Source organism: Parahaliea maris (assembly GCF_008064665.1).
In the GTDB taxonomy this organism is placed as follows: Bacteria; Pseudomonadota; Gammaproteobacteria; order Pseudomonadales; family Halieaceae; genus Parahaliea; species Parahaliea maris.
This window is the reverse complement of the sequence record NZ_VRZA01000003.1, coordinates 303,168-329,610: the sequence shown is the minus strand read 5'-3', so window position 1 is coordinate 329,610 and position 26,443 is coordinate 303,168. Positions and strand designations below refer to the sequence as shown.

Below are 26,443 nucleotides of genomic sequence, written 5' to 3'. Positions count from 1 at the left end.
AGCCTTAATCCGTATTGCGCAGGCGCGACAGCAGGCGGTCGAGGTCCGCCGCCTTGGGTTTCACCAGCCAGAATTTGCCTACGTAATCCTCGAAGTTTTCCAGCAGCTCGGCGCCCCATTCGGAACCGGTTTCCTCGGTGAACTCCTGGATGTTGCTGCGCAGGTGGTAACGATAGGCTTCCATGTGCTCGGCATTGACCCGGTGGATCTCCACCAACTCGCTGTTGTACTTGTCGATGAAACTGCGGTCCATATCCAGCACGTAGGCAAAACCACCCGTCATCCCGGCGCCGAAGTTCACCCCGGTGGGACCCAGCACGGTGATGTTGCCGCCGGTCATGTATTCACAGCAGTGGTCACCCGCTCCTTCCACCACGGCATGGGCGCCGGAGTTACGCACCGCGAAACGCTCGCCGGCGATACCCGCCGCGAACAGCTTGCCGCCGGTGGCGCCGTACAGGCAGGTGTTGCCGATGATCACCGACTCCTGGGATTTGAACTGCACACCCTTGGGCGGGTACACCACCAGTTTGCCACCGGCCATGCCCTTGCCAACATAGTCGTTGGAGTCGCCCTCCAGGTACATATGCAGACCGCCGGCGTTCCACACGCCGAAGCTCTGGCCTGCAGTGCCGGTGAGACGGAAAACAACGGGATTGGCTTCCATCTCGGTGTTGCCGTAGCGCCGAGCGATCTCACCCGACAGGCGGGCGCCAATCGAGCGGTCACAGTTGGTGACCGCAAACTCGAATTCGCCGCCCCTCTTGGCCTCGATGGCCGGCAGCGCCGCCGCCACCATTTGCTCTGCTTTTTCGCCGCGGTCAAAGGGATCATTGGACGCAACCTGGCAAAACTCGGGCTGGTCAGCGGCCGCAGGATCCTTGTACAGGATGGGGCCGAGATCCAGGCGAGCGTGCTTGTCGGTGCTGCCCGGCAGTCGCTCCAGCAGATCGGTACGACCGATCAGTTCTTCCAGTGAAGATACACCCAGCTTCGCCAGCCATTCGCGGGTTTCCATGGCAATGAAGGTGAAGAAGTTCACCACCATCTCCACGGTGCCATTGAAGTGGTCTTCCCGCAGTTTCTCGTTCTGGGTGGCAACACCTGTGGCGCAGTTGTTCAGGTGGCAGATACGCAGGTATTTGCAACCCAGGGCCACCATGGGCGCGGTGCCAAAGCCGAAGCTCTCGGCACCCAGTATCGCCGCCTTGATCACGTCCAGGCCGGTCTTCAGGCCGCCGTCGGTCTGCAGCCGAATGTTGCCGCGCAGGTGGTTGCCGCGCAGGGTTTGCTGGACTTCCGCCAGCCCCAGCTCCCAGGGAGAACCGGCATAGCGGATGGAGGTCAGCGGGCTGGCGGCGGTACCGCCGTCGTAACCGGAAATAGTGATCAGGTCAGCGTAGGCTTTGGCCACACCAGCCGCGATGGTGCCTACACCCGGCTCCGAGACCAGTTTCACCGACACCAGGGCCGCGGGGTTGACCTGCTTGAGGTCGAAGATGAGCTGGGCCAGATCCTCGATCGAGTAGATGTCGTGGTGAGGCGGCGGTGAAATCAGGGTCACCCCCGGTACCGAGTAGCGCAGCCGGGCGATCAGGCCGTTTACCTTGCCACCGGGCAGCTGGCCACCCTCACCGGGCTTGGCGCCCTGGGCAACCTTGATCTGCAGCACTTCGGCATTGACCAGGTAGTGGGGTGTAACACCAAAGCGGCCGGAGGCGATCTGCTTGATCTTGGACATCCGCTCGGTGCCGTAGCGGGCCGGGTCTTCCCCGCCCTCACCGGAATTGGAGCGCGCACCGATCCGGTTCATGGCGGCTGCCAGGGCCTCGTGGGCTTCCGGGCTCAGGGCCCCGAGGGACATACCGGCCGAATCGAACCGCGGCAGAATTGACTCGATGGATTCGACATCTTCCAGCGCCAGTGGCATGGCGGACTCGACTGGCTTCAGCAGGTCGCGAATGGTCGCCACCGGGCGCTCGTTCACGTAGCGGGCGTAGCGCTGGTAAGTGCTGTAGTCGCCGCTGGCCACCGCCTGTTGCAGGGTCATCACCACATCCGGGTTGAAGGCGTGGTATTCCTGCCCGTGTACGTACTTGAGCAGGCCGCCCTGCTGCAGGGGCTTGCGTTTGTTCCAGGCCAGCCGCGCCAGGGATTGCTGGTCGGCTTCCAGTTCGGCAAAGCCGGCGCCCTGGATGCGCGAAGCGACTCCGCGGAAGGCCACATCCACCACCTCGCTGGCCAGACCCACGGCCTCGAACAACTGGGCGCCACGGTAGGAGCTGACCGCCGAGATGCCCATCTTGGACATGATTTTCAGCAGGCCCTTGTTGACGCCCTTGCGGTAGTTCTTGAAGCAGAGACTGGGTTCCCCCAGCAACTCACCGTCGCGAATCAGGTCTTCCAGTACCGTGTAGGCCATGTAGGGATACACGGCGGTGGCACCAAAGCCCAGCAGGCAGGCAATCTGGTGACTGTCGCGGGCGCTGGCGGTTTCGATCACCAGGTTGGCGTCGCAGCGCAGGCCCCTCTCGATCAGGTGGTGGTGCACGGCACCCGTGGCCATCAGGCTGTGAATCGGCAACTGGTCCGGGGTAATACTGCGGTCGGACAGGATCAGGACTGTCTTGCCGTCACGCACCGCCTGCTCGGCAGCGGCATTCAGGTCGGCTACCGCCTGCTGCAGGTCCTTCTCTTGCGGATCGTAGGTGCCATCGATATCGGCGACGGCAAATCCGGGCCGATCCAGTTGCAGCAGGGTGTTGAACTTGCCCTGGGACAGTACCGGTGAGGCGAGGATGATGCGGTCGGCGTGCTCGGGCCCTTCGTGGAAGATGTTCTTTTCGGAGCCCAGGTCGGTCTCCAGCGACATCACGATAGTTTCCCGCAGGGGGTCGATCGGCGGGTTGGTCACCTGGGCGAATTTCTGCCGGAAGAAGTCGTACAGGGAGCGCTCCTGCTGCGACAGGACGGCCATCGGCGTGTCGTCGCCCATGGAGCCGACCGCTTCGTTGCCGGACTCGGCCAGCGGCCGCAGCACCTGGTCCCGCTCCTCGAAACTGACCTGGAACATTTTCATGTAGCTGTCGAGTTTCTCGGCTTCGATACCCGGAGTCAGCTCGCCACCGAAAGTGCCCTCGATGCGATAGGAGTTCTCCTTCAGCCACTTCTTGTAGGGAAAGCGGGATTTCAGCCGGTTGTCGATTTCGTCGGACTGTAACAGCTCGCCCGTGTGGGTATCGACCATCAGGATCTGGCCGGGCCCGACCCGGCCTTTGGCCACCACATCCTCGGCCTTGTAGGGGTGAGTGCCCACTTCGGAGGCAAGCGTGATGAAACCGTCGGTGGTCTTGACCCAGCGCGCCGGGCGCAAACCGTTGCGATCCAGCAGGCAAACGGCGTAGCGACCGTCAGTCAGAACGATACCGGCGGGCCCGTCCCAGGGCTCCATGTGCATGGAGTGGTATTCGTAGAACGCCTTCAGGTCCGGGTCCATGGACTCGATGTTCTGCCAGGCGGGCGGTATCAGCATGCGCAGGGCCCGCGCCATGTCGACACCACCGGTGAGCAGTGCGTCCAGCATATTGTCGAGGCTGGATGAGTCAGAACCGGTGCGATTGACCAGCGGTGCGATCTCGCGGATGTTGGGCAGCTTTTCGGTTTCGAACAGGGCCGCGCGGGCATCCGCCCAGTTGCGGTTGCCTTCGATGGTGTTGATCTCACCGTTGTGGGCCAGCAGGCGGAACGGCTGGGCCAGCGGCCAGCGGGGCATGGTGTTGGTGGAAAAACGCTGGTGGAAAACACAGATTGCGGTTTCCAGGCGCTCGTCGTCCAGGTCGTGGTAGAACCGCGGCAGGTCTACCGGCATGACCAGGCCTTTATAGGCGATCACCCGGTGGGACAGGCTGCAGATATAGAATTCGGGATCGTTGGCGGTGGCAATCTCCGCCTTGCGCCGGGCGACAAACAGGCGCGTGGACACTTCGTCGCCGGAAAGCCCCGGAGCATCGATAAAAATCTGCTCAATCACCGGCAGGGTGGAGAGCGCAATTTCACCACAGACGCTGCTATCGGTGGGCACAACACGCCAACCCACGACTGTCAGGCCCTGGTCTGTCACCGCCTGCTCCATGGCGGCACGACCCGCTGCGGCGCGGGCCTTCTCGGTGCTGAGGAAGATCTGGCCAATAGCGAACTGTTCTGCCAGTTCCTTGCCGAAATGCTCCTGTGCCAGGGTACGCAGGAACTGGGCCGGCATCTGCATCAACAGGCCGCAGCCATCGCCTGTCTTGCCGTCCGCAGCGATACCACCGCGGTGGGTCATACAGGTCAGGGACTCGATCGCGGTCTGCAGGAGGCGATGACTCGCATCCCCGGAGGTATGGGCGATCAATCCGAATCCGCAGTTGTCGCGGAATTCTTCAGGTCTGTAGAGGCCTGCACTCATAGTCAGTCCAGAATAATCAATGAAAACAGATGGTTATCGTGACGCGCCCCCTGCCACTGCAGTACCGGGGCGAAAAGGGGGAGCCATTTTACACAGATGGCCAAGAGCGAACAAACGTTGCTCAAGTAACTAAAATCTGCTTCCGGGCGCCGTTCAGGTGCTACCCAACAGCGCTGCCAGCTCACCTTCTGTCACGTCATCGACCACGGTGGCCGCACCAATTTCCCGCAACAACACCAGTCGCAGCCGGCCATCGAGGACTTTTTTGTCCCGCCCCATAAGGGTGCGGAATTCTTCCAGCGTCATTTCCGCAGGCGCCGCAACCGGCAGGCCCATGCTGAGCTGCAGATCCACCAGCTCCGCAACAGACGCGTCACTTATCCATCCACGCATTGCTGAGAGTTTTGCAGCAAGCACCATGCCAGCAGCAACTGCCTCACCGTGTAACCAGTTACCGTAACCCTGGTGCGTTTCGATGGCGTGACCAAAGGTATGCCCAAGATTGAGAATAGCCCGCAGGCCACCCTCACGCTCATCGGCAGCCACCACAGCGGCCTTGGCAGCACAGCTGCGCTCAATGGCCTCTGCCAGGGCAGCCTCCTCCCGCGCCAGTAATCGCGGCATGTTGCCCAGCAACCACTGGTAGAAACCGGCATCACAAATGAGTCCATATTTGACCACCTCGGCCAAACCCGCTGCGAGCTCACGGGCCGGAAGGGTCTGCAGTGTATCGATGTCAATCAGCACCGCCTGGGGCTGGTAGAAGGCCCCGATCATATTCTTGCCCAGCGCGTGGTTGACTCCGGTTTTACCACCCACGGAGGAATCCACCTGGGACAACAGGGTAGTGGGCAGCTGGATAAAGTCGACGCCGCGCTGGTAACAGGCCGCGGCGAAACCGGTCATATCGCCGACCACGCCGCCACCCAGTGCGATGAAGGTCGTGGTGCGATTGTGCCCATCAGCGAGCACCCGGTCGAAAATATGCTCCATACTGGCCAGGGTCTTGTGCTGCTCTCCGTCGGGAAGTACCACCTCGGTAACCAGGGAGCATCCTTCGAGCGCCTGTAATACCCGCTCCGCGTATAGAGGCGCGACCGTTTCGTTACTGACCAGCACCACCTGGGAGCCACCGACGTGACGCCGCAGTAAATCTCTGTCGCGCAGCAATTCGCGACCGATAAAGATGGGGTAGCTGCGCTCTCCCAGATCGACATGAAGGGTGTGGGCAATCACGACTTGCTCCAGTAAAAACAGGGGGCGCCCATGATAGCGCCGGGGCGCGGCCCTGTCTCGTGGGGCCATCGCTCGTGGAGGGTCCTGTGCGGGGCGCTTGAAAGACTTACCGCAAAGCCTGCCGGGGCAAATTACAGGAGGTCACGCACCAGGCGCTGGGCGACAGTGCGAGGACTGCAACCGTCGGTATCAATAACGTGATCCGCGATCTCACGATAGAGGGGGTCGCGCAGGGCCATCAATTCGCGCAATACGGCCTCGGGGTCACCCTTCTGCAGCAGAGGCCGGCGGCGGTCTTTGCGGGTCCGACGCACCTGCTCCTCAATCGTGGCGTGCAGGTAGATGACGAACCCCCGGGAGCCGAGAGCCCGCCGGTTTTCGGGCCGCTGCACTACACCTCCACCGGTGGCGAGCACGATATTGTCCCATTGGGTCATCTCTTCCACCACCTGCTGCTCCCGATCGCGGAAACCCTCCTCACCCTCGACATCGAATATCCAGGGAATATCGGCGCCGGTTCGCGCCTCGATCTCGGTGTCAGTATCGGCAAAGCCCAGCTTGAGGTGCTGGGCCAGATACTTGCCGATGGTGGATTTGCCGGCCCCCATGGGGCCGACCAGGAATACGCGCTGCAATACCGCCATTACGAACTAAACGCGCCCCGCCTCAATCCAGCAGGGTATCGGCGAGGATGCGCGGAGTGATGAAGATCAGGGTTTCTGTCTTGGTTTTGGACGTCGCCGTATTGCGGAACAGTGGGCCGATATAGGGCAGATCGCCGAAGAAGGGCACTTTGGTGACCGATTCGAGGTCTTCCGTACGGAACACTCCGCCCAGCACTACCGTCTCGCCGTTACCTACGAGGACCTGGGTGGTGAGCTCGGTGGTGTCGATGGAGGGGATAAAGCCGCCGTTCTGGCCACTGGGGACCAGGTCGCCCAGTGAATCCTGGTTGATCACCAGATCCAGCAGAATTCGATCGTCCGGTGTGATATTGGGTGTGACTTCCAGTTTGAGTACGGCTTCCTTGAAGGACACGGACGTCGCACCAGACTGGCCCGCAGACTCCTGGTAGGGAATCTCGGTACCGGACTTGATGGTCGCCTGCTGCTTGTCACCGGTAATCACCTTGGGCTGGGACACTACCTCGCCTTTACCGGCAGACTCGAGGGCGCTCAGTTCCGCGGTGAGGAACAGGTCATCACTGGTAAAGCCCACGGCAAAGCTGCCTGTGGCATTGGCAACGCCGAGGTCAACAGCCAGAGCACCCGGGAAGGTGGGTGACGGCTGGGTACCATTGATCACCGAGTTGTTCAGGTCGTATACGTTCTGACCATCGCCGGAAATGGAGATGATATTGCCATTGTGGTCCGGGTCGAGGTAGGCGCCGCCCCACTCGATGCCGAGTTCCTCTTCGAGGTCGGACTGGGCAATCACGATGCGGGATTCGATCATCACCTGGCGAATGGGGATATCGACCAATTCGATCAGCTCGCGAATATCCGCCAGCTTGGCCGCCGTTTCGGTAATGATCAGCGAATTGGTGCGGGGGTCGACTACCACGGAGCCACGCTCCGAGATCAGTTGGCCGCCTTCTTCGGCACCTGCCTGGAACAGCTTGACGATTTCAGCGGCACTGGCGTAACGGATCCGCACAAACTCGCTCTGCAGCGGCGCCAGCTCGGCGATCTGTTTGTTGGCTTCGATTTCCTGGCGCTCACGCTCGGCGATTTCCGCCGCCGGCGCCACCATTAGCACATTGCCCACCTGCCGCTTGTCGAGGCCCTTGGTTTTCAGGACCAGCTCCAGAGCCTGGTCCCAGGGCACATTTTGCAAACGCAGGGTAATCCGGCCACCCACCGTGTCGCTGGCCACCAGGTTAAGCTCAGTAAAATCGGCGATCAACTGCAGCACCGCCCGCACTTCGATGTCCTGGAAGTTCAGGGAGATGCGCTCGCCGACATAGTTGAACTCGTCGCGACGATCTTCCAGCTCCTTCTTGCTGAGCGGCTTGACGCTGATGACGTATTGGTTATCCGTCTGGTAGGCCAGGTAATCCGAGTCGCCGAGGGTTTTCAGGGTCAGCTCCGCACCGCGCTCGGTGGTATTGACGTCCACCCGCTCGACCGGAGTGGCAAAGTCGGTAACGTCGTAACGGCGCACCAGGCGCTCAGGCACGTTGGTGTCCAGGAACTGGACCTTGACATCGCCACTCTCGCTGAACACATTCACATCGACGCTGGGATTACTCAGCTGCAGCGTGAGCCGGCCCTCGCCATCCGCGGTACGGCGGAACTGGAGGTCGGTAATTTCGGATTCCACCTTGGCGACCTGCTCAACCTGGGTGGGCATACGTGTGGGGTCGGTGGTCTGCTTGACATAGTCACCGCCGGCTACACCCACCACCAGATACAGATTATTACCCTCCACCCGGGTGGTGTAGGGAACCAGGGTCACCAGATTGACCACCATGCGGGTGCGGTCGCCGGAATCGAGTACCACGACGCCGGTGGCGTTGCCGTAATTGAGGGAGTAGCGCTTGCGCTCCAGCGCGCTGCTGGTGTCGGGAAAATCGATGGCGATGCGCGCGGGTTTTTCAATGGTGTATGCCTGCAAGTCCGGTGGCGTCTGGTCGAACCCCAGGCGGACTTCGAACATACTGTTAGGTCGCGAACTGAATTCGATATCGGTCACGGTGGGGCCCGCCTGCACAGCCTGGGCGAAGCAGGCGACGAACACGGTGGCCACCAGCGCCCGCAACCGGTTTGCAGTCCTTTTTCTTCCTTCCATCACGGCTCTTTTCCCCAACGTCTCTGTTATTCTCAACATGGCATTCATCCGCAGCTAGATGCCGCTCATCTCGATGGTCCGCGGCCTTTCCACCCAGCCGTCTTCAGTACCATCGCTGACGATTTCTACCACCGCGACATAGGTGTCGGTCATCTCGACCACCTTGCCATGGTTGCGCCCCAAATAATTACCCAGCGTTACCCGGTGTATCCCGCCTTCCGGATCCCTGACCAGGCTCCATTCCGTGCCGCCCCGCTCCAGCGTCCCCACCATCTGCAGGGAGTCAAAGGTAAACTGTTCGAGGAATTCCTTCGGCCGGCTCTCATCCGGCTTCACGGCACTGATCGCCTGCAGCTGCTCCAGCTCGCGCACCTCGATCGGTCGATCGAAGGGGCTGCGCAACGCCGTCGCGCTGTAGGCAAAGGCCTCATAGGCCTTGAAGGTCGGTATCGGTGCAATCACGCCACCGGGGCGCGCCCGCTTCTCCGCCATAAAGGCATCGAGGTCGGAAAAGTCGTTACCCCCACAACCCGCCAACAACAGCACGGGTAAGGACAGGGCAATATAACGCATCTTCAGCCCGTTCATTTGCCGCCCTCCCCATCCTTGTAGCGGTAGGTCTTGGCGATGATTCCCAGGCTGAGTCGGTTGGTATTCGGCCCCGTCGCCCTGATATTGAAGTCATGCAGGGTCACAATCCGCGGCAGACCCGCCATGCCACTGATAAAGGCACCGAGATCGTGGTAAGAACCGGTCGCCTGAATGGAGATGGGTAATTCGACGTAAAACTCTCGTGCCTGTTCTTTCTGCAGGTCGATGCTGGCAATCTCGAGTCCGTTCAACAGCCCCTTGTTGGTAATGTCTTCCAACAACCCGGGCACCTCGGTATCACTGGGCAATTGCGCTACCAGGGCACCGAAGGTTTCCTCCATTTCGACCATCTGCTTGCGATAGGCATCCAGGTTTGCCACCTGGAAGGCCTTCTTCTCATACTCCTGCTTGAGCTGAACCTCTTTGGCTTTCTCGCCGTCGAGCTGGAGGCGCAAATCCTCGATATGGTAGTAGTACCCCCCCACCACCACGCCAGTCAGCAGCAGGGCGCAGAGAATAAACTTGATAATACCGGGCCAGGAACCGATGTTGTCGAAATCCAGGTCGCCGAGGTCAAACTCGCGGAGCGAGCGCATGCTGTCTTCAAATGCCACGACCTAGCCTCCTGATTCTTCTTCTGCTTTCGGGAGCTGCACTTTCACCGTCAGGTTGAAAGTGGTGGCCTGGTCGCCGTACTGGGCTGCGGCGTTGACCCGGTCCAGGTTCGGGTCCGCCAGCCAGTCGGATGCATCCAGCCGGCGCATCAGACTGGACACCCGGTTGTTGGATTCCGCCACCCCGGAAATCGAAATTGTTTTGTCCTTGGTCTGCAGGCTGGTGTAGAACACGCCGTCCGGTACCGTGCGCACCAGCTGATCCAGAATCCTGACAATGATCGGCCGGTTACCCTGCAGCTCCTGAATCACCCGCATGCGATCCAGCAGCTGGTTGCGCCGGCGCTGCAGTTCCTTGATCTCGGCAATTTTCTTGTCCAGTTCGCGGATATTCTGGGTCAGGTAGTTATTGCGGGACTGCTGGTATTCGATCTGGCCGTTCACGTAGCGATCGGCCAGCAGGACCAGCCCCACCGCCACCACAAAGACGACAGCCAGGATAGTCAGGAATTCTTTTTTCTGCTCCTGGCGACGTTCGTCGCGCCATGGCAGGAGGTTAATCTGCGCCATCAGTCAAAACTCCGTAGAGCCAGCCCGCAGGCAATCATCATTGCCGGCGCGTCGCTGCCGAGCGCCACTGCATTGACCCGTGAGGAAATACTCATATCTGCGAAGGGGTTGGCCACGGCAGCGGGGGTGCCCAGTTTGTCCTGCACCACGTCTGCCAGGCCCTCCATCGAGGCCACGCCCCCTGCGAGAATGATGTAATCCACATCGTTGTACTGACTTGAAGAGAAGAAGAACTGCAGTGAGCGCGCCACCTGCTGCACGACAGCTTCCTTGAACGGCTCGAGTACCTCCGGCTCGTAATCGTCGGGGAGTCCGCCCTGCTTCTTGGCCAGGCCGGCTTCCTCCAGGGGCAAACCGTAGCGGCGCATGATCTCGTCGGTGAGCTGCTTGCCACCGAACAGCTGTTCGCGGGTATAGATGGTATGGCCGCGATTCAACACGCTGAGGGTGGTCATGGTCGCGCCGATGTCGACAATGGCGACCGTGCTGTCCTCGTCGAGGTCCAGGCTGCCGCGAATCATCGAGTAGGCTCGCTCCATGGCGTAGGCCTCGACGTCCATGATCCTGGCAGTAAGATCCGCGCCCTCGACGGCATCGACCCGCGAGTCAATGGTTTCGCGGCGGCAGGCCGCCAGCAACACCTCGACCTGGTTGGCGCGGTCGGGGGACGGCCCCTGGACCTCAAAGTCGATTGCCACTTCGTCGAGTGGGTAGGGAATGTACTGATCGGCTTCCAGCGTCAGCTGGGTTTCCATGTCGTCGTCTGACAGGCCATCTGGCATGTCAATCACCTTGGTGATGACCGATGAACCCGCCACTGCCGCCGCGACCGTCTTTAGCTTGGTGCGGGACTGCGCGACAACGCCGCGGATGGCGTTGGCCACGCCATCGATGTCGTTGACGTTCTTTTCGATCACCGCGTCCTGCGGCAACGAACTCACCGCGTAGCTCTCTACGCGGTAGCGACCGCCCGAGTAGCTAAGCTCCAGCAACTTCACGGTGGTCGAACTGATGTCGAGCCCCAGCACCGGTGTTGCCTTTCTCTTCCCCAAAATACCGAACAATTTATTTTCCTATCAGTATCATTAACTTAGCTATTTTTTATGCACCGATACATTAAATTCTAGGTATAACATAGCCCCTTGTGTAATCAAAAGCCAAAAAAAGCTTATAATTACCAAAGGGCTCTCCCCCTGTTCTGGTTACAGTAATACAAGCCACTGTTTTGTAAAGGGATAAATGGACTTCCTCCGCTTTTTCTTGCGCGCGATCACGCTGTCATCCCTCGGAGGCGTGTGGATACTCGCCGGCGTATACCTTTATCTGAGCCCGAAACTGCCTGACGTAGAAACCCTGCGCGACGTCAAATTGCAGACGCCGATGCGGGTCTATACACGGGAAGGTGATCTGATCGGCCAGTTTGGTGAGCAGAAGCGCAGCCCCCTGCCTTTCGACGAGATCCCCCAGCAATTTATCAACGCCCTGCTGGCCGCCGAAGACGATAACTTTTTCCATCACCAGGGCATCGACCTGATGGGCCTGATGCGGGCGGTATCGGAACTGGTACTGACGGGTGAAAAAGGCTCCGGCGGCAGCACCCTCACCATGCAGGTGGCGCGCAACTATTTCCTTACCCTCGAGCGTACATTCCTGCGCAAGTTCAATGAAATTCTGCTGGCCATCGAAATCGAGCGGCGCCTTAATAAAGAGGAAATTTTCGAGCTCTATTTCAACCGCGTGTTTCTGGGCCATCGCGCCTACGGCTTCGAGGCGGCGTCCCACGTCTACTACGGCAAGGGTATTACCGAACTGAGCCTGGCCCAACACGCCATGCTGGCGGGGATCCCCAAGGCCCCTTCACGCAACAACCCCATCAGTGGCCCGGATGCCGGCCTGGAGCGCCGCAACTGGATTCTCGGACGTATGCAGCAGCTGGGCTATATCAGCCCGGAAACCTATAGCGGCGCCGTTCACGAGCCAATCAGCGCGGCCCATCACGGTGCCCAACTGAGCTTTGCCGCCCACTACGCCGCCGAGATGGCGCGCCAGGAAATGCTCGACCGCTACGGCATCGCCGCCTACAACGACGGCTTCCAGGTCTACACCACGATCAGCTCGGAACTGCAGCAGGTCGCCCAGCAGGCTGTCATTAACGGCCTGATCACCTACGACAAGCGCCATGGCTACCGCGGCCCCGAGCGCCAGTTGCCGCCCACAGTGAATACCCCGGAAGCCATCACCGCAATGCAGGACACCTGGATTGCCACACTGCGAGACACACCCACCGTCGCAGGGCTGCGCGCCGCCGTGGTCACGGCGCTTTATGACGACGGCATCACCGTCCTGCTGGGCGACAAACGCAGTGTCGAGATCCACTGGGCCAACGGCCTCAAACAGGCCAGCCCCTATCTCACGGAGAATTCCAGAGGGCGCAGTCCGCAACGTCCCGAAGAGGTCGTGGCGATCGGCGACCTGGTTCGCGTGAAACAGGATGACAGTGAAACCTGGCACCTCGCCCAGGTACCCGCAGTACAGGCCGCACTGGTGTCCCTGAACCCGGACAACGGCGCCATCGTCAGTGTGGTCGGAGGCATGGGCTTCGAGGACAGCAAGTTCAACCGAGCCACCCAGGCCCAGCGCCAGCCGGGATCCAATTTCAAGCCCTTCCTCTACAGCGCTGCCCTGGACGACGGTTTTACCGCCGCCAGCCTGGTCAACGATGCCCCGGTCGTGGTGGACGACAGCTCGCTGGAAGGCATGTGGCGGCCCGAGAATGACAGCGGCAAGTTCTACGGACCAACCCGGCTGCGCTGGGCGCTGACCAAGTCGCGCAACCTGGTGTCCATTCGCCTGCTGCAACAACTGGGAATCGACAAACTCCTGGCTTACATCGGGCGCTTCGGCTTCGACGCCAGCGAGTTCACCCCGAACCTGTCACTGGCCCTGGGCACCCAGACTGCGAGCCCGTTACAGATCGTCGCCGCCTATGCGGTACTGGCCAACGGCGGCTACCGGGTCGAGCCCTACCTCATCCAGCGTATCGATGACCTCAACGGCAACCCCATATTCGAAGCCCGGCCGCCTACCGTCTGTCGCGACTGCGGCAGCGAAAGCCCGGGACGGGACGGTGCCGAGGAACTCAGCATGGAGGAAATCCTGGCCCAGGACACGCCCGGGCAGGCGGCCCTGCCACGGGCAGAACGGGTAATGGACGAACGGGTCAATTTCATCATTAACAGCATCCTCCAGGACGTGATCACCCAGGGCACCGGCCGCAAGGCCCTGGCGCTGGAGCGCCGGGATCTCGCCGGCAAGACCGGAACCACCAATGGCCCGATGGACGCCTGGTTTTCGGGCTTCAATCGCGACGTAGTCACCACCGCCTGGGTAGGCTTTGACCAGTACACCCCGCTGGGGCGACGGGAATTCGGCGGTACCGCTGCGCTGCCCATCTGGATCGACTACATGCGCGAGGCACTCAGGGACAGCCCCGATGTACCGCGCCAGCTACCACCCGGTATCGTGCGGGTGCGGATAGACCCGGATTCAGGGCAACTGGCCACACCCGGCCAGGCCGGCGCCATGTTTGAGTATTTCCGCGAGGAGCGGGTACCCGCCGAGCCGGACATGGGCAGCGAAACTCTCCCCGGCACACGGGGTACCGAGGACCTGGTCCGGGATATTTTCTGAGACGGGTTATCTTGCGAAGGGCAGGATATCTTGCGAAGAAAGCGCCGCCGGCCGGCGGCGCCGGAGTTGCCTCGCCAGCCTTACAGCGAAGGGCAGTAATCTGCGGGCAGTGGAAGACGGGCAACGCCGGTGTCCACCGCTGCCTGAGCCACCGCAGGGGCAAGGCGTGTCAGCAGTCGCGAATCCATTGGCTTGGGAATGATATAGTCAGGGCCAAAGGAAAGTGACTCCAGGCCGCAGGCACGCAGTACCTCCGGTGCAACCGGCTCCTTGGCCAGATCACACAGCGCCCGCACCGCGGCCATCTTCATTTCTTCATTGATCGCGCTGGCACGCACATCCAGCGCGCCGCGAAAAATAAAGGGGAAGCCGAGCACGTTGTTCACCTGGTTGGGATAGTCCGAACGCCCGGTGGCAATGATCAGGTCATCGCGGGTCTGCAGGGCCAGTTCCGGCTGAATTTCCGGATCCGGGTTGGAACAGGCGAACACGACCGGACGATCGGCCATGGACCGCAGCATCTCGGCGCTCAGCAGGTTGGCACCGGACAGGCCGACAAACACATCTGCCCCGGCGATGGCGTCGGACAGGCTGCGTTTTTCCGTGCGGTTGGCAAACTCGCGCTTGAAGGCGTTAACGCCCTCGCGACCGGCATAGATCACACCCCGGCGGTCAAGCATGTAGATGTTCTCGCGGCGGGCACCCAGACTCACCAGGAGGCGCATGCAGGCAATGGCGGCGGAACCGGCACCGAGGCAGGTGATCACCGCGTCTTCCAGCTTTTTGCCCTGAATCTCCAGCGCGTTAATCATGCCCGCCGCAGTCACGATGGCGGTGCCGTGCTGGTCGTCATGGAATACCGGGATGTCACAGCGACTGATCAGGGTGGATTCGATCTCGAAGCACTCCGGCGCCTTGATGTCCTCCAGGTTGATACCGCCAAAGGTGTCGGCAATACGGGCCACGGTATCGATGAATTCGGCGGCATTCTCGGTGTCCACCTCGATATCCACCGCGTTGATGCCGGCGAAACGCTTGAACAGCAGCGCCTTGCCCTCCATCACCGGCTTGCTGGCCAGGGCGCCGAGGTTGCCGAGACCGAGAACCGCCGTGCCATTACTGATCACGGCAACCAGGTTGCCTTTGCCGGTGTAACGGTAGGCCTCTTCGGCATCTTCGGCGATTTCCCGGCAGGGCTCGGCAACGCCAGGGCTGTAGGCCAGTGACAGGTCAAGCTGGGTTTCGGCGGGCTTGGTCAGCTCGACGCTGATCTTGCCGGGGGTGGGTTCGGCGTGGTAATCCAGCGCCGCTTGTCGGAAGTCGTGTGTCATGGCGGTGTTCCGCGTCTCGGGGCAGGTCGTCAGGGGCACCCGAGAATATAGAAAAGGTGAATTGTCGACAAGGCGACAAATGTCAGGTTGACGCACTAACTATAGACGGAAGTATGGGGCCGGAAAAAGAAAACGCCGGCAAAGGCCGGCGTTTTCGAGAGACTGTGTGTTGGCTGCAGATTAACGCTTGGTACCGCGGCTGCCAAAACGCTTCTTGAAGCGGTCTACACGGCCGCCGCTGTCAACAATCTTCTGCTTGCCAGTGAAGAAGGGGTGACACTGGGAGCAGACGTCGACGTGGAAGTCTTCGCACAGGGTGGAGCGGGTCTGGATCTGGTTGCCGCAGCTGCAGGTCGCAGTTACCGCTTCATACTTGGGATGGATATCAGCTTTCATGGTTTTCTCCTGGATATCGGTACCGCCACCCGATCTTTCGCCGGGCACCGTACCTGGGTTCCGGACAGGCATTGCGCACAGGCGAAATGGCCAGCCGGTCAAAAAATAGGCGGGCATCTTACCAGAGGATCGCCAGGAAGCAAGCCCGCCTGAGGATTTGTTACAATCCCGCGCCACTGACCCGATTACCTCGCCAAACCAGACTCCGGGGCGTAATGACCATACTCGAACTGGCCCTACCCACTCCCCTGCGGCGACTCTTTGACTATCTGCCCCCTGACGGACTGACGCCGGAACACCTTGCAGCACTGAAACCGGGCCAGCGCATCAGGGTGCCCTTCGGCAAGCGGGAAGCCCTCGGGATTCTGGTCAAGGTAAAAACAGAGTCTGACGTTCCCACCGGGCAGCTCAAAGCGGCCCTGGCTGTACTCGACGGCGAGACCGCTGCCGTGTCACCTGAAATCCACGCCCTGTGTCGCTGGGCGGCCGATTACTATCACCATCCACTGGGTGAGGTATTCACTGCCTCCCTGCCTCGCCACCTGCGCCTGGGCAAGCCGCGTCAACCGGGGGCGATCAAGGCCTGGCGACTCACCCCCCGCGGACTCGGCCTGCCCCCAGGCGCACTGCCGCGCTCCCCGCGCCAGGCCCAGGCGCTGGCCGCCCTCCAGAAAGAGGATGCAGTGAGCACCGACCACCTGCAGGCGGCGGGCATCAGCGCTGCGGTGCTGCGGTCGCTGGCGGACAAGGGGCTGGCGGAACGCTGCCAGCTTGCCCCCGCCCGCTACACACCCGTCTGTCACCCGGGACTTGAGCTCAACCCGGATCAGGCAGCCGCCATGAAGGGAATACTGTCACCCGGGGGCGGCTTTGCCTGCCACCTGCTTGAGGGAGTCACCGGCAGTGGCAAGACAGAAGTCTATCTGCAACTGATCGCCGACTGCCTGGCCCTGGGCCAACAGGCCCTGGTACTGGTCCCTGAAATCGGCCTCGGCCCCCAGACTCTGGCCCGATTCCGCGCCCGTTTCGATGCCGAGATCGTCGTACTCCACTCGGCCCTGGCCGAGGGTCAGCGCTACCGCGACTGGGAGGCCGCCGCGGCAGGCCGCGCCCACATTGTGATCGGTACCCGCTCGGCGGTGTTCACGCCACTGGCACGACCGGGCCTGATCGTGGTCGACGAGGAACACGACGGTTCCTATAAACAGCAGGATGGCTTCCGTTACTCGGCCCGGGATGTGGCGGTGAAACGCGCCCAACTGGCCGCCTGCCCGGTGGTACTGGGCAGCGCCACCCCTTCCCTCGAAAGCCTGCACAATGCCATCGAGGGCCGCTACCACCACCACCGCCTGCCCCGGCGGGCGGGCAGCGCCGAATTGCCCCGCATCAATGCCCTGGACGTACGTCACCAGCCTCTTCAGGCCAGCCTGTCGGAAGCCCTGGCCACGCGCGTGGAACAGACCCTGGACCAGGGGCAGCAGGTACTGCTGTTTCTCAACCGCCGCGGTTTCGCCCCCAGCCTGCAGTGCCACGACTGCGGCTGGCTCGCCGAATGCGCGGCCTGCGATGCCCGCCTGACAGTACACCTGCGCCAGCGGCGCCTGCGCTGCCACCACTGCGAGGCCAGCCGCCCTTTGCCGTCCACCTGTCCCGAATGCCACGGCCGGCAATTACTGACCAGCGGCGTGGGTACCGAGCAGGCGGAAACTCACCTGCGCCAGCGCTTCAGCGGCTGGCCGGTTTACCGGGTGGACAGCGATTCAATGCGCGGCCGGGACGCCATGGAGACCCTGGCGGAAGAAATCAATCGCGGAGAGCCCTGCATTCTGCTGGGCACACAGATGCTCACCAAGGGGCACCACTTTCCCGCCGTTACCCTGGTAGCGGTGCTGGATGCCGACGCATTGCTGTTCAGCGCCGACTTTCGCGGCGAGGAGCGCATGGCACAGCTATTGACCCAGGTGGCAGGCCGGGCCGGGCGCGCCGACCTCCCCGGGGAGGTCATCCTCCAGACCCACCATCCGGACCACCCCGCGCTGCAGGCCATGCTGCACCAGAACTATGCCGAACAGGCTCGGCAGTTGCTGGCACAGCGGCGCCAGCTCGGGCTCCCTCCCTGCGGCCAGATGGTCATGCTGCGCACCGATGCCGCCGATGGCGAGGCGGGTGAGGCCTTCCTGCAAACACTGCGACGCGATTTCGAAGCGGCACCGGTGCCCCAGTGCACCCTGGTCGGCCCCCTGCCTTCCCCGCTACCAAGGCGCCAGGGCCGCTACCGCAGCCAGTTGTTGCTGTTGGCCCAGGGGCGGCCCGCCGCTCGCGCCGCGGCCGCTCGCCTGGTGGCGCTGGCGGAGGCCCTTCCGAGGAAGGGGGGCCTGAACTGGTCCATCGACATCGACCCCACCGAGGGCTGAGGCGCAAACAGCCAAAGCCCCATCACGGTGGCCAAGCCCCGCCGATACAGCGATAATAGGCGGTCATGGCCGATCACCACGGCCCTTCCCACAGACCAAGCAGGCTATTTTCCTTTCCCGATGAAGCAAGAACTCTCCGCGCTGATCCAACAGGCCCTGGATTCGCTGCAGGCACAGGGCGTGCTGCCCGCCGACATCACCCCCAACATCCAGATCGACCGCACCCGCGACCCGAGCCACGGGGACCTGGCGAGCAATATCGCCCTGACCCTGGCCAAGGCGGCGGGCAAGAACCCGCGAGAACTGGCCGGGCTGATTTGCGAGGCCCTGCCCAATGCGGGCTTTGTCCAGTCCACCGAGGTGGCAGGACCGGGCTTCATCAACTTTTTCCTGTCCCAGGCCAGCAGCCAGGCCGTGGTCCAGCGCGTGCTGGAGCAAGGTGAGAGCTTCGGCCGCAGTGACGAGGGCCAGGGTCGCAAGGTGCAGGTGGAATTCGTCTCCGCCAATCCCACCGGCCCCCTGCACGTCGGCCACGGCCGCGGCGCCGCCGTGGGCGACAGCCTGTGCCGCCTGCTGGCCGCCACCGGTTGGGATGTCTCCAGCGAGTTCTACTACAACGACGCCGGCGCCCAGATCAGCAACCTCGCCCTGTCGGTACAGGCACGCTGCAAGGGCCTCGGCCCCGACGATGCCAGCTGGCCGGAGGATGGCTACCGCGGTGACTATATAAAGGACGTCGCCGCTGCCTATATGGCCGCCGAGAAAATCGACGCCGAGGACCGCCACGTTACCGGAGCGGCCGATGCCGACGACCTGAACGCCATCCGCGACTTCGCCGTGGCCTACCTGCGCCGGGAGCAGGACCTCGACCTGAAGGCCTTCGGCGTGCACTTCGACGTGTACTTCCTCGAGTCCTCACTGTACGACTCCGGCGCCGTCGAACAGACAGTTGAGAACCTTATTGCCAAGGGTCACACCTACGAGCAGGACGGCGCCCTGTGGCTGCGCACCACCGACTTCGGCGATGACAAGGACCGGGTCATGCGCAAGCGGGAGGGTGGCTACACCTACTTCCTGCCGGATGTGGCCTACCACCAGAACAAGTGGCAACGCGGTTTCACTCGCGTCATCAATGAACAGGGTGCCGACCACCACAGCACCGTCACCCGGGTCCGCGCCGGCCTGCAGGCCCTCGATGCGGGTATCCCCGAAGGCTGGCCAGAGTACGTGCTGCACCAGATGGTGATGGTGATGCGCGGCGGGCAAGAGGTAAAACTGTCCAAGCGCGCCGGCAGCTATGTGACCCTGCGCGACCTGATCGACGAAGTGGGCCGTGACGCCACCCGCTACTTCCTGGTAGCCCGGGGCCCTGGCTCCCAGATCACCTTCGACATCGACCTCGCCCTGTCCCAGAGCAATGACAACCCGGTGTACTACATCCAGTACGCCCACGCCCGGGTGTGCAGTGTGCTGCGCAAACTGGAGGAAGCCGGCGGACAGTGGCAGGCCAGCGAGGGCCTGGCCCAGCTGGAGCGGCTGACCGAAGAGCACGAGGCAGCCCTGCTCAAGCAGCTCGACAAGTACCCCGAGGTCGTCGCCAATGCCGCCCGCAACAGCGAGCCGCACAACCTGGCCACCTACCTGCGGGAGCTGGCCGGGGATTTCCACACCTACTACAACGCCCACAAGGTGCTGGTGGACGATACCGCCCTGCGCGACGCCCGCCTGGCCCTGTCGATGGCGGTGCGGCAGGTGATCGCCAACGGTCTGGACCTGCTGGGCGTCTCGGCACCGGAGTCCATGTAGGTGGCGCGGGACTACGCCAGCGGCAAGCGCAATACCCGCAAGACGGCCACCCGCAAACCGGCAGCGAGTCGCAGCAAGACAGCGGCACGGCCGCGGGTCTGGCGCTGGTATGGCGCCGGCGTACTGACCGGGCTGGGGGCGGCCCTTGCCCTCTATCTGGTCACCCTGCCTCCCGCACCGGGCGACGCAGGTACTGAGGCCGCGCCGGTGGCGAGCACTCAACCCGCCGCCAAAACCCCGCCCAAGCCGCGTTTCGATTTCTACACGATGCTCCCCGAGCAGACGATCGACGTGGATGTGGACCCGGCCGAAGTGGCCCAACCCCGCGCCACGGCGAGTAGCAGCAAGGAAATCTACCTGTTGCAGGCAGGCTCTTTCCGCCAGCGCGCAGACGCGGACCGGCGGCGGGCCGAACTACTCCTGCTGGGGCTGGAGCCACGGGTGGAGGAGTCCAGCAGCGATAACGGCCGCTGGTTCCGGGTGTTTATCGGGCCTTTTGACTCCCGTTCCAAGATGGCGAAAGCCCGCAGTCTTACGGCTGGTCAGGATATAGATACCCTCTTGTTGAAGCGCGAAGGTTGACGCTTTCCAATTTGTCTCGGAACTGGGCGGCGATGTTCAAGAAGACTCCTGGTCCGGGACTCCGTAGGCCCGGGCGCGATCTGGGGGGATGCCTCCCCGGACACGCTGAAAGCATGACATCCATGTCGCGCTCCTCAGCGGCCATCCATGGCCGCTGAAGGTCCGGAGAGGCATCCCCCCAGCTCACACCCTATAACGGTGCGCAATTCCAAGCTTTGCCCAACAACGTAATGGGCCTGAGGATACTTCAGAGGGAGCGTGCACGGCGCGCGGGGGCCTTCCGGGACTCTATGAGGCAGGACGCCGAATAGAAGCGTACATGGAGAGCCCACCCCGCTTTATCGGGTGCGTATTCACAGCGTGTCCCGGAAGGCCCCCGGGTGCCGTGCACGCGGGTTCACGGCTCCGAATCCAGCCCTGAAGCCCCCACCCAAGCCAAAAAGCTGCACCGCTTGAAAATGCCCCAACCCACCCCCATATCCCCCCGACGCACAAAGGAGATCCAAAGTGGAACAGTACAGAGGAACCACCATCCTTTCCGTCCGCCGGGGCAACTCGGTGGTGATCGGCGGGGACGGCCAGGTCTCCATGGGTAACACCGTAATGAAAGGCAACGCCCGCAAAGTGCGGCGCCTGCACAAGAATGAAGTGCTCGCAGGCTTCGCCGGCGGCACTGCCGACGCCTTCACCCTGTTCGAGCTGTTCGAAGCCCAGCTCGACAAACACCAGGGCCACCTGGTGCGGGCCGCGGTGGAGCTGGCCAAGGCCTGGCGCACCGAGCGCTCCCTGCGCCAGCTGGAAGCTTTGCTGGCCGTCGCCGACAAGGAAACCTCGCTCATCATCACCGGTAACGGCGATGTGATCGAGCCCGAGGACAACCTCATCGCCATCGGCTCCGGCGGCCCCTTCGCCCAGTCCGCCGCCCGCGCCCTGCTCGACAACACCGAGCTAAGCGCCCGCGAGATCGTCCAGAAAGGGCTCTCCATCGCCGGCGACATCTGCATTTACACCAACCACAACCAGACCATCGAACAACTGGACTTCTGACTATGTCCAATATGACACCCCGGGAGATCGTGTCCGAACTCGATCGCCACATCGTCGGCCAGCAGGACGCCAAGCGCGCCGTGGCCATCGCCCTGCGCAATCGCTGGCGCCGCATGCAACTGGCGGAGGACCTGCGCGCCGAGATTACCCCGAAGAATATCCTCATGATCGGCCCCACCGGGGTCGGTAAAACCGAGATCGCCCGCCGCCTGGCCAAGCTCGCCAACGCGCCTTTTGTGAAGGTGGAGGCCACCAAGTTCACCGAGGTGGGCTACGTGGGCCGCGACGTGGAATCCATTGTCCGCGACCTGGTGGACATGGCGATCAAGATGTACCGCGAACAGGCCGTGGAGCGCGTGCGTTTCCGCGCCCAGGAAGCGGCGGAAGAGCGCGTGCTCGACATTCTGCTGCCCCCGGCCCGCGATGCCCAGCGCAGTGAAACCGACGCCAACAGCACCCGCCAGCTACTGCGCAAGAAGCTGCGCGAAGGCGAGCTCGACGACAAGGAAGTGGATGTCCAGCTCACCGGCCCCGCCGGCGGCGTGGAGATCATGGCGCCTCCGGGCATGGAGGAGATGACCAACCAGCTCCAGAGCATGTTCTCCAATCTGTCGAAGCAGCAGAGCAAAACCCGGCGCATGACTGTGAAGGCTGCCTTTGAGGCCCTCACCGACGAGGAAGCCGCCAAGCTGGTGAACGAGGACGACCTGAAGCAGAAGGCTATCGAGGCCGCCGAACAGAACGGCATCGTGTTTATCGACGAGCTCGACAAGGTCGCCAAGCGCTCCGAGGGCGCCGGCGCGGACGTCTCCCGGGAAGGGGTGCAGCGCGACCTGCTGCCGCTGATCGAGGGCTCCACCGTAAGCACCAAGCACGGCATGATCAAGACCGACCACATCCTGTTCATCGCCTCCGGCGCCTTCCACCTGGCCAAGCCCTCGGACCTGATCCCGGAACTGCAGGGCCGGCTGCCGATCCGGGTGGAACTGGAAGCCCTGGGCCCGGATGATTTCGAGCGCATCCTGACCGAACCCAAGGCCTCCCTGACCGAGCAGTACCAGGCCTTGCTGCAAACCGAAGGCATGCAGCTGCGCTTTACCGAGGACGGCATTCGTCGCATCGCGGAAACCGCCTGGCAGGTGAACGAGAAAACCGAGAACATCGGCGCCCGTCGCCTGCACACGATGATGGAGCGCCTGCTGGAAGAGGCCTCCTACAGTGCCGCTGACGCCGGCCTCGGCACTGACGAGTTGGTGATCGACGCCGGCTACGTCAACCAGCAACTGCAGGCCCTGTCGGAAGACGAGGACCTGTCGCGCTTCATCCTCTAGCCAGTGTTGCGCCGAGCCTGAAGGTATTCGCCCATGAGCAGTGACCCAGCCAGCGGGGCCGCGCCCCGCCCCCGGGACGTCAAACTCCACCGCCGTTCACGGACCCTCGAACTGGTCTACGGTGACGGCGAGAGCTACCACCTGCCCTGCGAGTACCTGCGGGTGTACTCCCCCTCGGCGGAGGTGCGCGGCCACGGCGAGGGGCAGGAGGTGCTGCAGACCGGCAAGCTCAAGGTGAACATCACCGGGGTCAAACCGGTGGGACACTACGCCATCCAGCTGATTTTCGACGATGGCCACGACACCGGCCTTTACAGCTGGGACTACCTGTACCAACTGGCCGCCGAGCAGGACGCGCGCTGGGAGGATTACCTGCAACGGTTGCAGGCGCAGGGCGGCAGCCGCGACCCCGAGGTGCAGGTACTGAAGTTCGATCCCTCCTGATACACAGGGCCGCATAGCCGCCTGCTTCAGGTGGGGCAACGCCCCTGCCTTGCCATCTCACATCGCGCTACAATGCGCGCTCAGTGACATCCGGGCGGAGGGCCCATGAGCGACAAGCAGACCACCCACTTCGGCTACAAGGAAGTGGACAAGGACGCCAAGGCCGGCATGGTGGCGGGAGTGTTCCACTCGGTGGCAGCCCGTTATGACCTGATGAACGACCTGATGTCCGGTGGCATCCACCGCATCTGGAAGCGCTTTACCATCGAGCTGTCCGGGGTCCGCAAGGGCAACAGCGTTCTCGACATTGCCGGTGGCACCGGAGATCTTGCCGCCCGCTTCAGCCGTATCGTCGGACCCGAGGGCCGGGTAGTGCTGGCGGACATCAACGACTCCATGCTCTCGGTGGGCCGGGACAAGCTCATCGACACCGGCAACCAGGGCAATATCGAGTTCGTCCAGGCCGACGCCCAGTACCTGCCCTTCCCCGACGATACCTTTGACTGCGTGACCATCGCTTTCGGCCTGCGCAACGTGACCGACAAGGACCTGGCCCTGCGCTCCATGCTACGGGTTCTCAAGCCCGGCGGCCGGCTGCTGGTGCTGGAATTCTCCAAACCGCAGAACGAACTGCTGGGCAAGGCCTACGACAACTACTCTTTCAAAGTGCTGCCAATGATGGGCAAGCTGGTGGCCGGCGACAGTGAGAGTTACCAGTATCTGGCGGAATCCATTCGCATGCACCCCGACCAGGAAACCCTCAAGCAGATGATGGAAGACGCCGGCTTCAGCCGCTGTGAATTCCACAACCTGACGGGTGGCATCGTGGCCCTGCACCGGGGCGTGAAGGCCTGATGCCGGATCCGACCCTGCACACTGCTGCCCTCGCAACGCTGGAGACGGGGATCAATCGCGCGCTGGCGCTGGACCAGCGCAGCGGCGAATTGCTGGGCAGCCTGGAGGGTTGCGTGTTTTCCCTGGACTGCACCACCCCGCCCTTTCAGGCCTTTTTGCTGCCTACGGCCGAGGGTATCCAGCTGGCGGGCCACTGGGAGGGCAAGGTCACTACGGCGGTGCGTGGCGAAGCCGGCGATTTCGCAGAACTCGCCACCGCCAGCGACCCCACCGCCGCCCTGATCAACGGCAACCTGACCCTGGAGGGTGACAGCGGCCCCCTCATCGAACTCCAGAAAATCCTTGCCGGGCTGGACCTCGACTGGGAGGCCCCGCTGGTCGACAGCCTGGGCGACGTGGCCGGCCATCAGCTGGCCGAAGCCTTTCGCGGCCTGTTCAGTTACGGCCGCATGGCCCACGCCAGCCTTGAACGGCAGCTCGAAGAGTTCATCCACGAGGAGGCCCGCCTCAGCCCGCCGCGACTGGAACTGGAGGACTTCTACCGCGATGTGGCAGCACTGGCGGAGCGCAGCGAACGCGTGGAGGCGAAACTGGCCCGGCTGCGCGCCCGGATCGAGCGCCTGAAGGCATGAGCTTTACGTTCTCCCGTGGCCGCCGGCTGATCCGGATTATGCGTGTGGCCGGTCGCAACCGCCTGGATACGTTCTTTGAGGCCGATCACCTGCCCACCTGGCTGCGCCTGGCCTTCCGCCTGTCGCCCTGGCGCCTGGGGCCGGCCCCACAGGAAAACCGCGGGGTACGCCTGCGCCGGGCACTGGAGGAGCTGGGCCCTGTCTTCATCAAGTTCGGGCAAATGCTGTCCACCCGGCGCGACCTGTTGCCGCCGGACATTGCCGAGGAACTGGCCAAGCTGCAGGACGAGGTACCGCCCTTCGACGAGGCCCATTCGGTAGCGATCATCGAACGCGCCCTCGGCAAGCCGGTCACCGAGCTGTTTGCCCAATTCGAGGCCCGGCCGCTGGCTTCGGCCTCCGTCGCCCAGGTTCACGCCGCAACCCTGACCACGGGCGAGGAGGTGGTGGTCAAAGTAGTCCGCCCGGATATCGAGCCGGTGATCCGCCAGGACCTGGCCCTGCTGTACACCCTGGCCCGACTGGTGGCCCGCTACCTGCCCGACGGCCGCCGCCTGCGCCCGGTGGAGGTGATCTCCGATTACGAAATCACCATCCTCGACGAGCTCGATCTCGGCCGGGAGGCGGCCAACGCCTCCCAGCTGCGGCGCAACTGGGAGGACAGCCCGCTGGTGTACATTCCCCAGGTCTACTGGGATTTCACCTGCCGCAACGTTTATGTCATGGAGCGCATCAACGGTATTCCGGTGACCGACATGGCGACCCTGCGGGCCCGCGGAGTCGACCTGAAACTGCTGGCTGAGCGCGGTGTGGAGATATTCTTCACCCAGGTTTTCCGCGACAGCTTTTTTCACGCCGACATGCACCCGGGCAACATCTTCGTCGACGCCACCGATCCCGCCGACCCGACCTACATCGCCGTGGACTGCGCCATCATTGGCAGCCTGTCGGATTCGGACCAGTACTACCTGGCCCGCAATCTCCTCGCTATCTTCCACCGGGACTACCACGAGTGTGCGCAATTGCACGTGGAGTGCGGCTGGGTACCACCCCACACCCGGGTGCAGGACTTCGAATCGGCCATGCGCGCTGTCTGCGAACCGGTCTTCGAACGACCGCTGCGGGAAATTTCCTTCGGCCAGCTGCTTATCTACCTGTTCCACACCGCCCGCCGCTTCGATATGGAAGTACAGCCCTCGCTGGTCCTGTTGCAGAAGACCCTGCTCAATATCGAGGGCCTGGGCCGCGAGCTCTACCCCGACCTCAACCTGTGGGACACAGCCCAACCCTACCTGGAACGCTGGGTTACAGAACGCTACTCGCCCCAGTCCGTGCTCAAACGGCTGCAACGGCACGCGCCCTCCTGGCTGGAACAATTGCCCGCCCTGCCGGACGCCGTGCTGGACAACCTGCAGCAGTCCCGTGACAACGAGCGCCAACTGGACAGTCAGCAGCAACAGCTGGCCGCCCTGCGCCAGCAACAACTGCGCCAGACCAGCAAACATCGCCGCCAACTCCTCGCCGCCCTGGCCTGCGGTGCGGCTGCCCTGCTCGCCTGGCCCGACGGACGCGAGCTCATCGCCCAGGCGCCGCCGGTAAGCTGGCTGCTGGCCGCGGCTGCGCTGGCCCTGGGCTGGCCGCGCAACCCGGACTAGCCTGTGCCATAA

Annotated in this window: 20 protein-coding genes; 10 read left to right on the top strand and 10 right to left on the bottom strand. The window is 62.8% G+C overall.

The window, feature by feature from the left end; all coding sequences use genetic code 11:
• Positions 1-4: 4 nt before the first annotated feature.
• From gltB to FV139_RS09830, 8 genes are all read right to left on the bottom strand, one after another.
• Positions 5-4,447: a glutamate synthase large subunit gene (gltB, locus tag FV139_RS09865; protein WP_148068267.1), complete on the bottom strand. Its 4,443-nt coding sequence runs from the start codon at positions 4,445-4,447 to the stop codon at positions 5-7.
• Positions 4,448-4,600: 153 nt separating this feature from the next.
• On the bottom strand, positions 4,601-5,683 hold the full coding sequence (gene aroB / locus FV139_RS09860) for a 3-dehydroquinate synthase (RefSeq protein WP_235898610.1): 1,083 nt from the start codon (positions 5,681-5,683) through the stop codon (positions 4,601-4,603).
• 131 nt (positions 5,684-5,814) lie between these two features.
• Positions 5,815-6,327 (bottom strand): shikimate kinase AroK, encoded by a 513-nt coding sequence (gene aroK / locus FV139_RS09855; protein ID WP_187276472.1) that lies wholly within the window; start codon positions 6,325-6,327, stop codon positions 5,815-5,817.
• Positions 6,328-6,349: 22 nt separating this feature from the next.
• Positions 6,350-8,473, bottom strand: a complete 2,124-nt coding sequence (gene pilQ, locus FV139_RS09850; RefSeq protein ID WP_235898609.1) for a type IV pilus secretin PilQ — start codon at positions 8,471-8,473, stop codon at positions 6,350-6,352.
• A 54-nt stretch (positions 8,474-8,527) separates the two neighbouring features.
• Positions 8,528-9,061 (bottom strand): pilus assembly protein PilP, encoded by a 534-nt coding sequence (locus FV139_RS09845; protein WP_148068264.1) that lies wholly within the window; start codon positions 9,059-9,061, stop codon positions 8,528-8,530.
• Entirely contained in the window at positions 9,058-9,678 is a 621-nt protein-coding gene (locus FV139_RS09840; RefSeq protein ID WP_148068263.1) for a type IV pilus inner membrane component PilO, read from the bottom strand. The genes FV139_RS09845 and FV139_RS09840 overlap by 4 nt, the downstream gene beginning before the upstream one ends.
• Before the next feature lie 3 nt (positions 9,679-9,681).
• Positions 9,682-10,248: a PilN domain-containing protein gene (locus tag FV139_RS09835; RefSeq protein WP_148068262.1), complete on the bottom strand. Its 567-nt coding sequence runs from the start codon at positions 10,246-10,248 to the stop codon at positions 9,682-9,684.
• On the bottom strand, positions 10,248-11,276 hold the full coding sequence (locus FV139_RS09830) for a pilus assembly protein PilM (protein ID WP_328592279.1): 1,029 nt from the start codon (positions 11,274-11,276) through the stop codon (positions 10,248-10,250). The genes FV139_RS09835 and FV139_RS09830 overlap by 1 nt, the downstream gene beginning before the upstream one ends.
• Positions 11,277-11,487: 211 nt before the next feature.
• On the opposite strand from FV139_RS09830, the gene FV139_RS09825 reads away from it, so the two are divergent.
• Complete coding sequence (locus tag FV139_RS09825; protein WP_148068260.1) at positions 11,488-13,938, top strand: penicillin-binding protein 1A; 2,451 nt, start codon at positions 11,488-11,490, stop codon at positions 13,936-13,938.
• Between the two features lie 80 nt (positions 13,939-14,018).
• Here the strand turns inward: FV139_RS09825 and FV139_RS09820 are convergent, their stop codons facing one another.
• Together FV139_RS09820 and rpmE are read right to left on the bottom strand one after the other, a co-directional pair.
• Positions 14,019-15,269: a malic enzyme-like NAD(P)-binding protein gene (locus tag FV139_RS09820; RefSeq protein WP_148068259.1), complete on the bottom strand. Its 1,251-nt coding sequence runs from the start codon at positions 15,267-15,269 to the stop codon at positions 14,019-14,021.
• 180 nt (positions 15,270-15,449) lie between these two features.
• A complete protein-coding gene (gene rpmE, locus FV139_RS09815; protein ID WP_148068258.1) occupies positions 15,450-15,665 on the bottom strand; it encodes a 50S ribosomal protein L31 in 216 nt (71 codons plus the stop codon).
• A 215-nt stretch (positions 15,666-15,880) separates the two neighbouring features.
• Here rpmE and FV139_RS09810 point away from each other — a divergent pair, with 215 nt between their 5' ends.
• From FV139_RS09810 to ubiB, 9 genes are all read left to right on the top strand, one after another.
• Positions 15,881-18,079 (top strand): primosomal protein N', encoded by a 2,199-nt coding sequence (locus tag FV139_RS09810; protein WP_148068257.1) that lies wholly within the window; start codon positions 15,881-15,883, stop codon positions 18,077-18,079.
• A 120-nt stretch (positions 18,080-18,199) separates the two neighbouring features.
• Positions 18,200-19,885 (top strand): arginine--tRNA ligase, encoded by a 1,686-nt coding sequence (gene argS, locus FV139_RS09805; protein WP_148068256.1) that lies wholly within the window; start codon positions 18,200-18,202, stop codon positions 19,883-19,885.
• Positions 19,886-20,467, top strand: coding sequence for an SPOR domain-containing protein (locus tag FV139_RS09800; protein WP_148068255.1), 582 nt, complete (start codon positions 19,886-19,888; stop codon positions 20,465-20,467). It begins immediately after the preceding gene.
• A gap of 507 nt (positions 20,468-20,974) precedes the next feature.
• Positions 20,975-21,514 (top strand): ATP-dependent protease subunit HslV, encoded by a 540-nt coding sequence (gene hslV, locus FV139_RS09795; protein ID WP_148068254.1) that lies wholly within the window; start codon positions 20,975-20,977, stop codon positions 21,512-21,514.
• Between the two features lie 2 nt (positions 21,515-21,516).
• Positions 21,517-22,845 carry an ATP-dependent protease ATPase subunit HslU gene (gene hslU, locus FV139_RS09790; protein WP_148068253.1) on the top strand — a complete coding sequence of 443 codons (1,329 nt, stop codon included), beginning with the start codon at positions 21,517-21,519 and terminating at the stop codon, positions 22,843-22,845.
• Between the two features lie 33 nt (positions 22,846-22,878).
• Complete coding sequence (locus FV139_RS09785; RefSeq protein ID WP_148068252.1) at positions 22,879-23,289, top strand: gamma-butyrobetaine hydroxylase-like domain-containing protein; 411 nt, start codon at positions 22,879-22,881, stop codon at positions 23,287-23,289.
• 105 nt (positions 23,290-23,394) lie between these two features.
• Complete coding sequence (gene ubiE, locus FV139_RS09780) at positions 23,395-24,144, top strand: bifunctional demethylmenaquinone methyltransferase/2-methoxy-6-polyprenyl-1,4-benzoquinol methylase UbiE (RefSeq protein ID WP_148068251.1); 750 nt, start codon at positions 23,395-23,397, stop codon at positions 24,142-24,144.
• Positions 24,144-24,776: a ubiquinone biosynthesis accessory factor UbiJ gene (locus FV139_RS09775; RefSeq protein WP_148068250.1), complete on the top strand. Its 633-nt coding sequence runs from the start codon at positions 24,144-24,146 to the stop codon at positions 24,774-24,776. The genes ubiE and FV139_RS09775 overlap by 1 nt, the downstream gene beginning before the upstream one ends.
• The gene (ubiB, locus tag FV139_RS09770) at positions 24,773-26,431 is read left to right on the top strand and encodes a ubiquinone biosynthesis regulatory protein kinase UbiB (protein WP_148068249.1); all 1,659 of its coding nucleotides are present in this window, start codon (positions 24,773-24,775) and stop codon (positions 26,429-26,431) included. Before FV139_RS09775 ends, ubiB begins: the two co-directional genes overlap by 4 nt.
• The last annotated feature ends 12 nt before the right edge of the window (positions 26,432-26,443 follow it).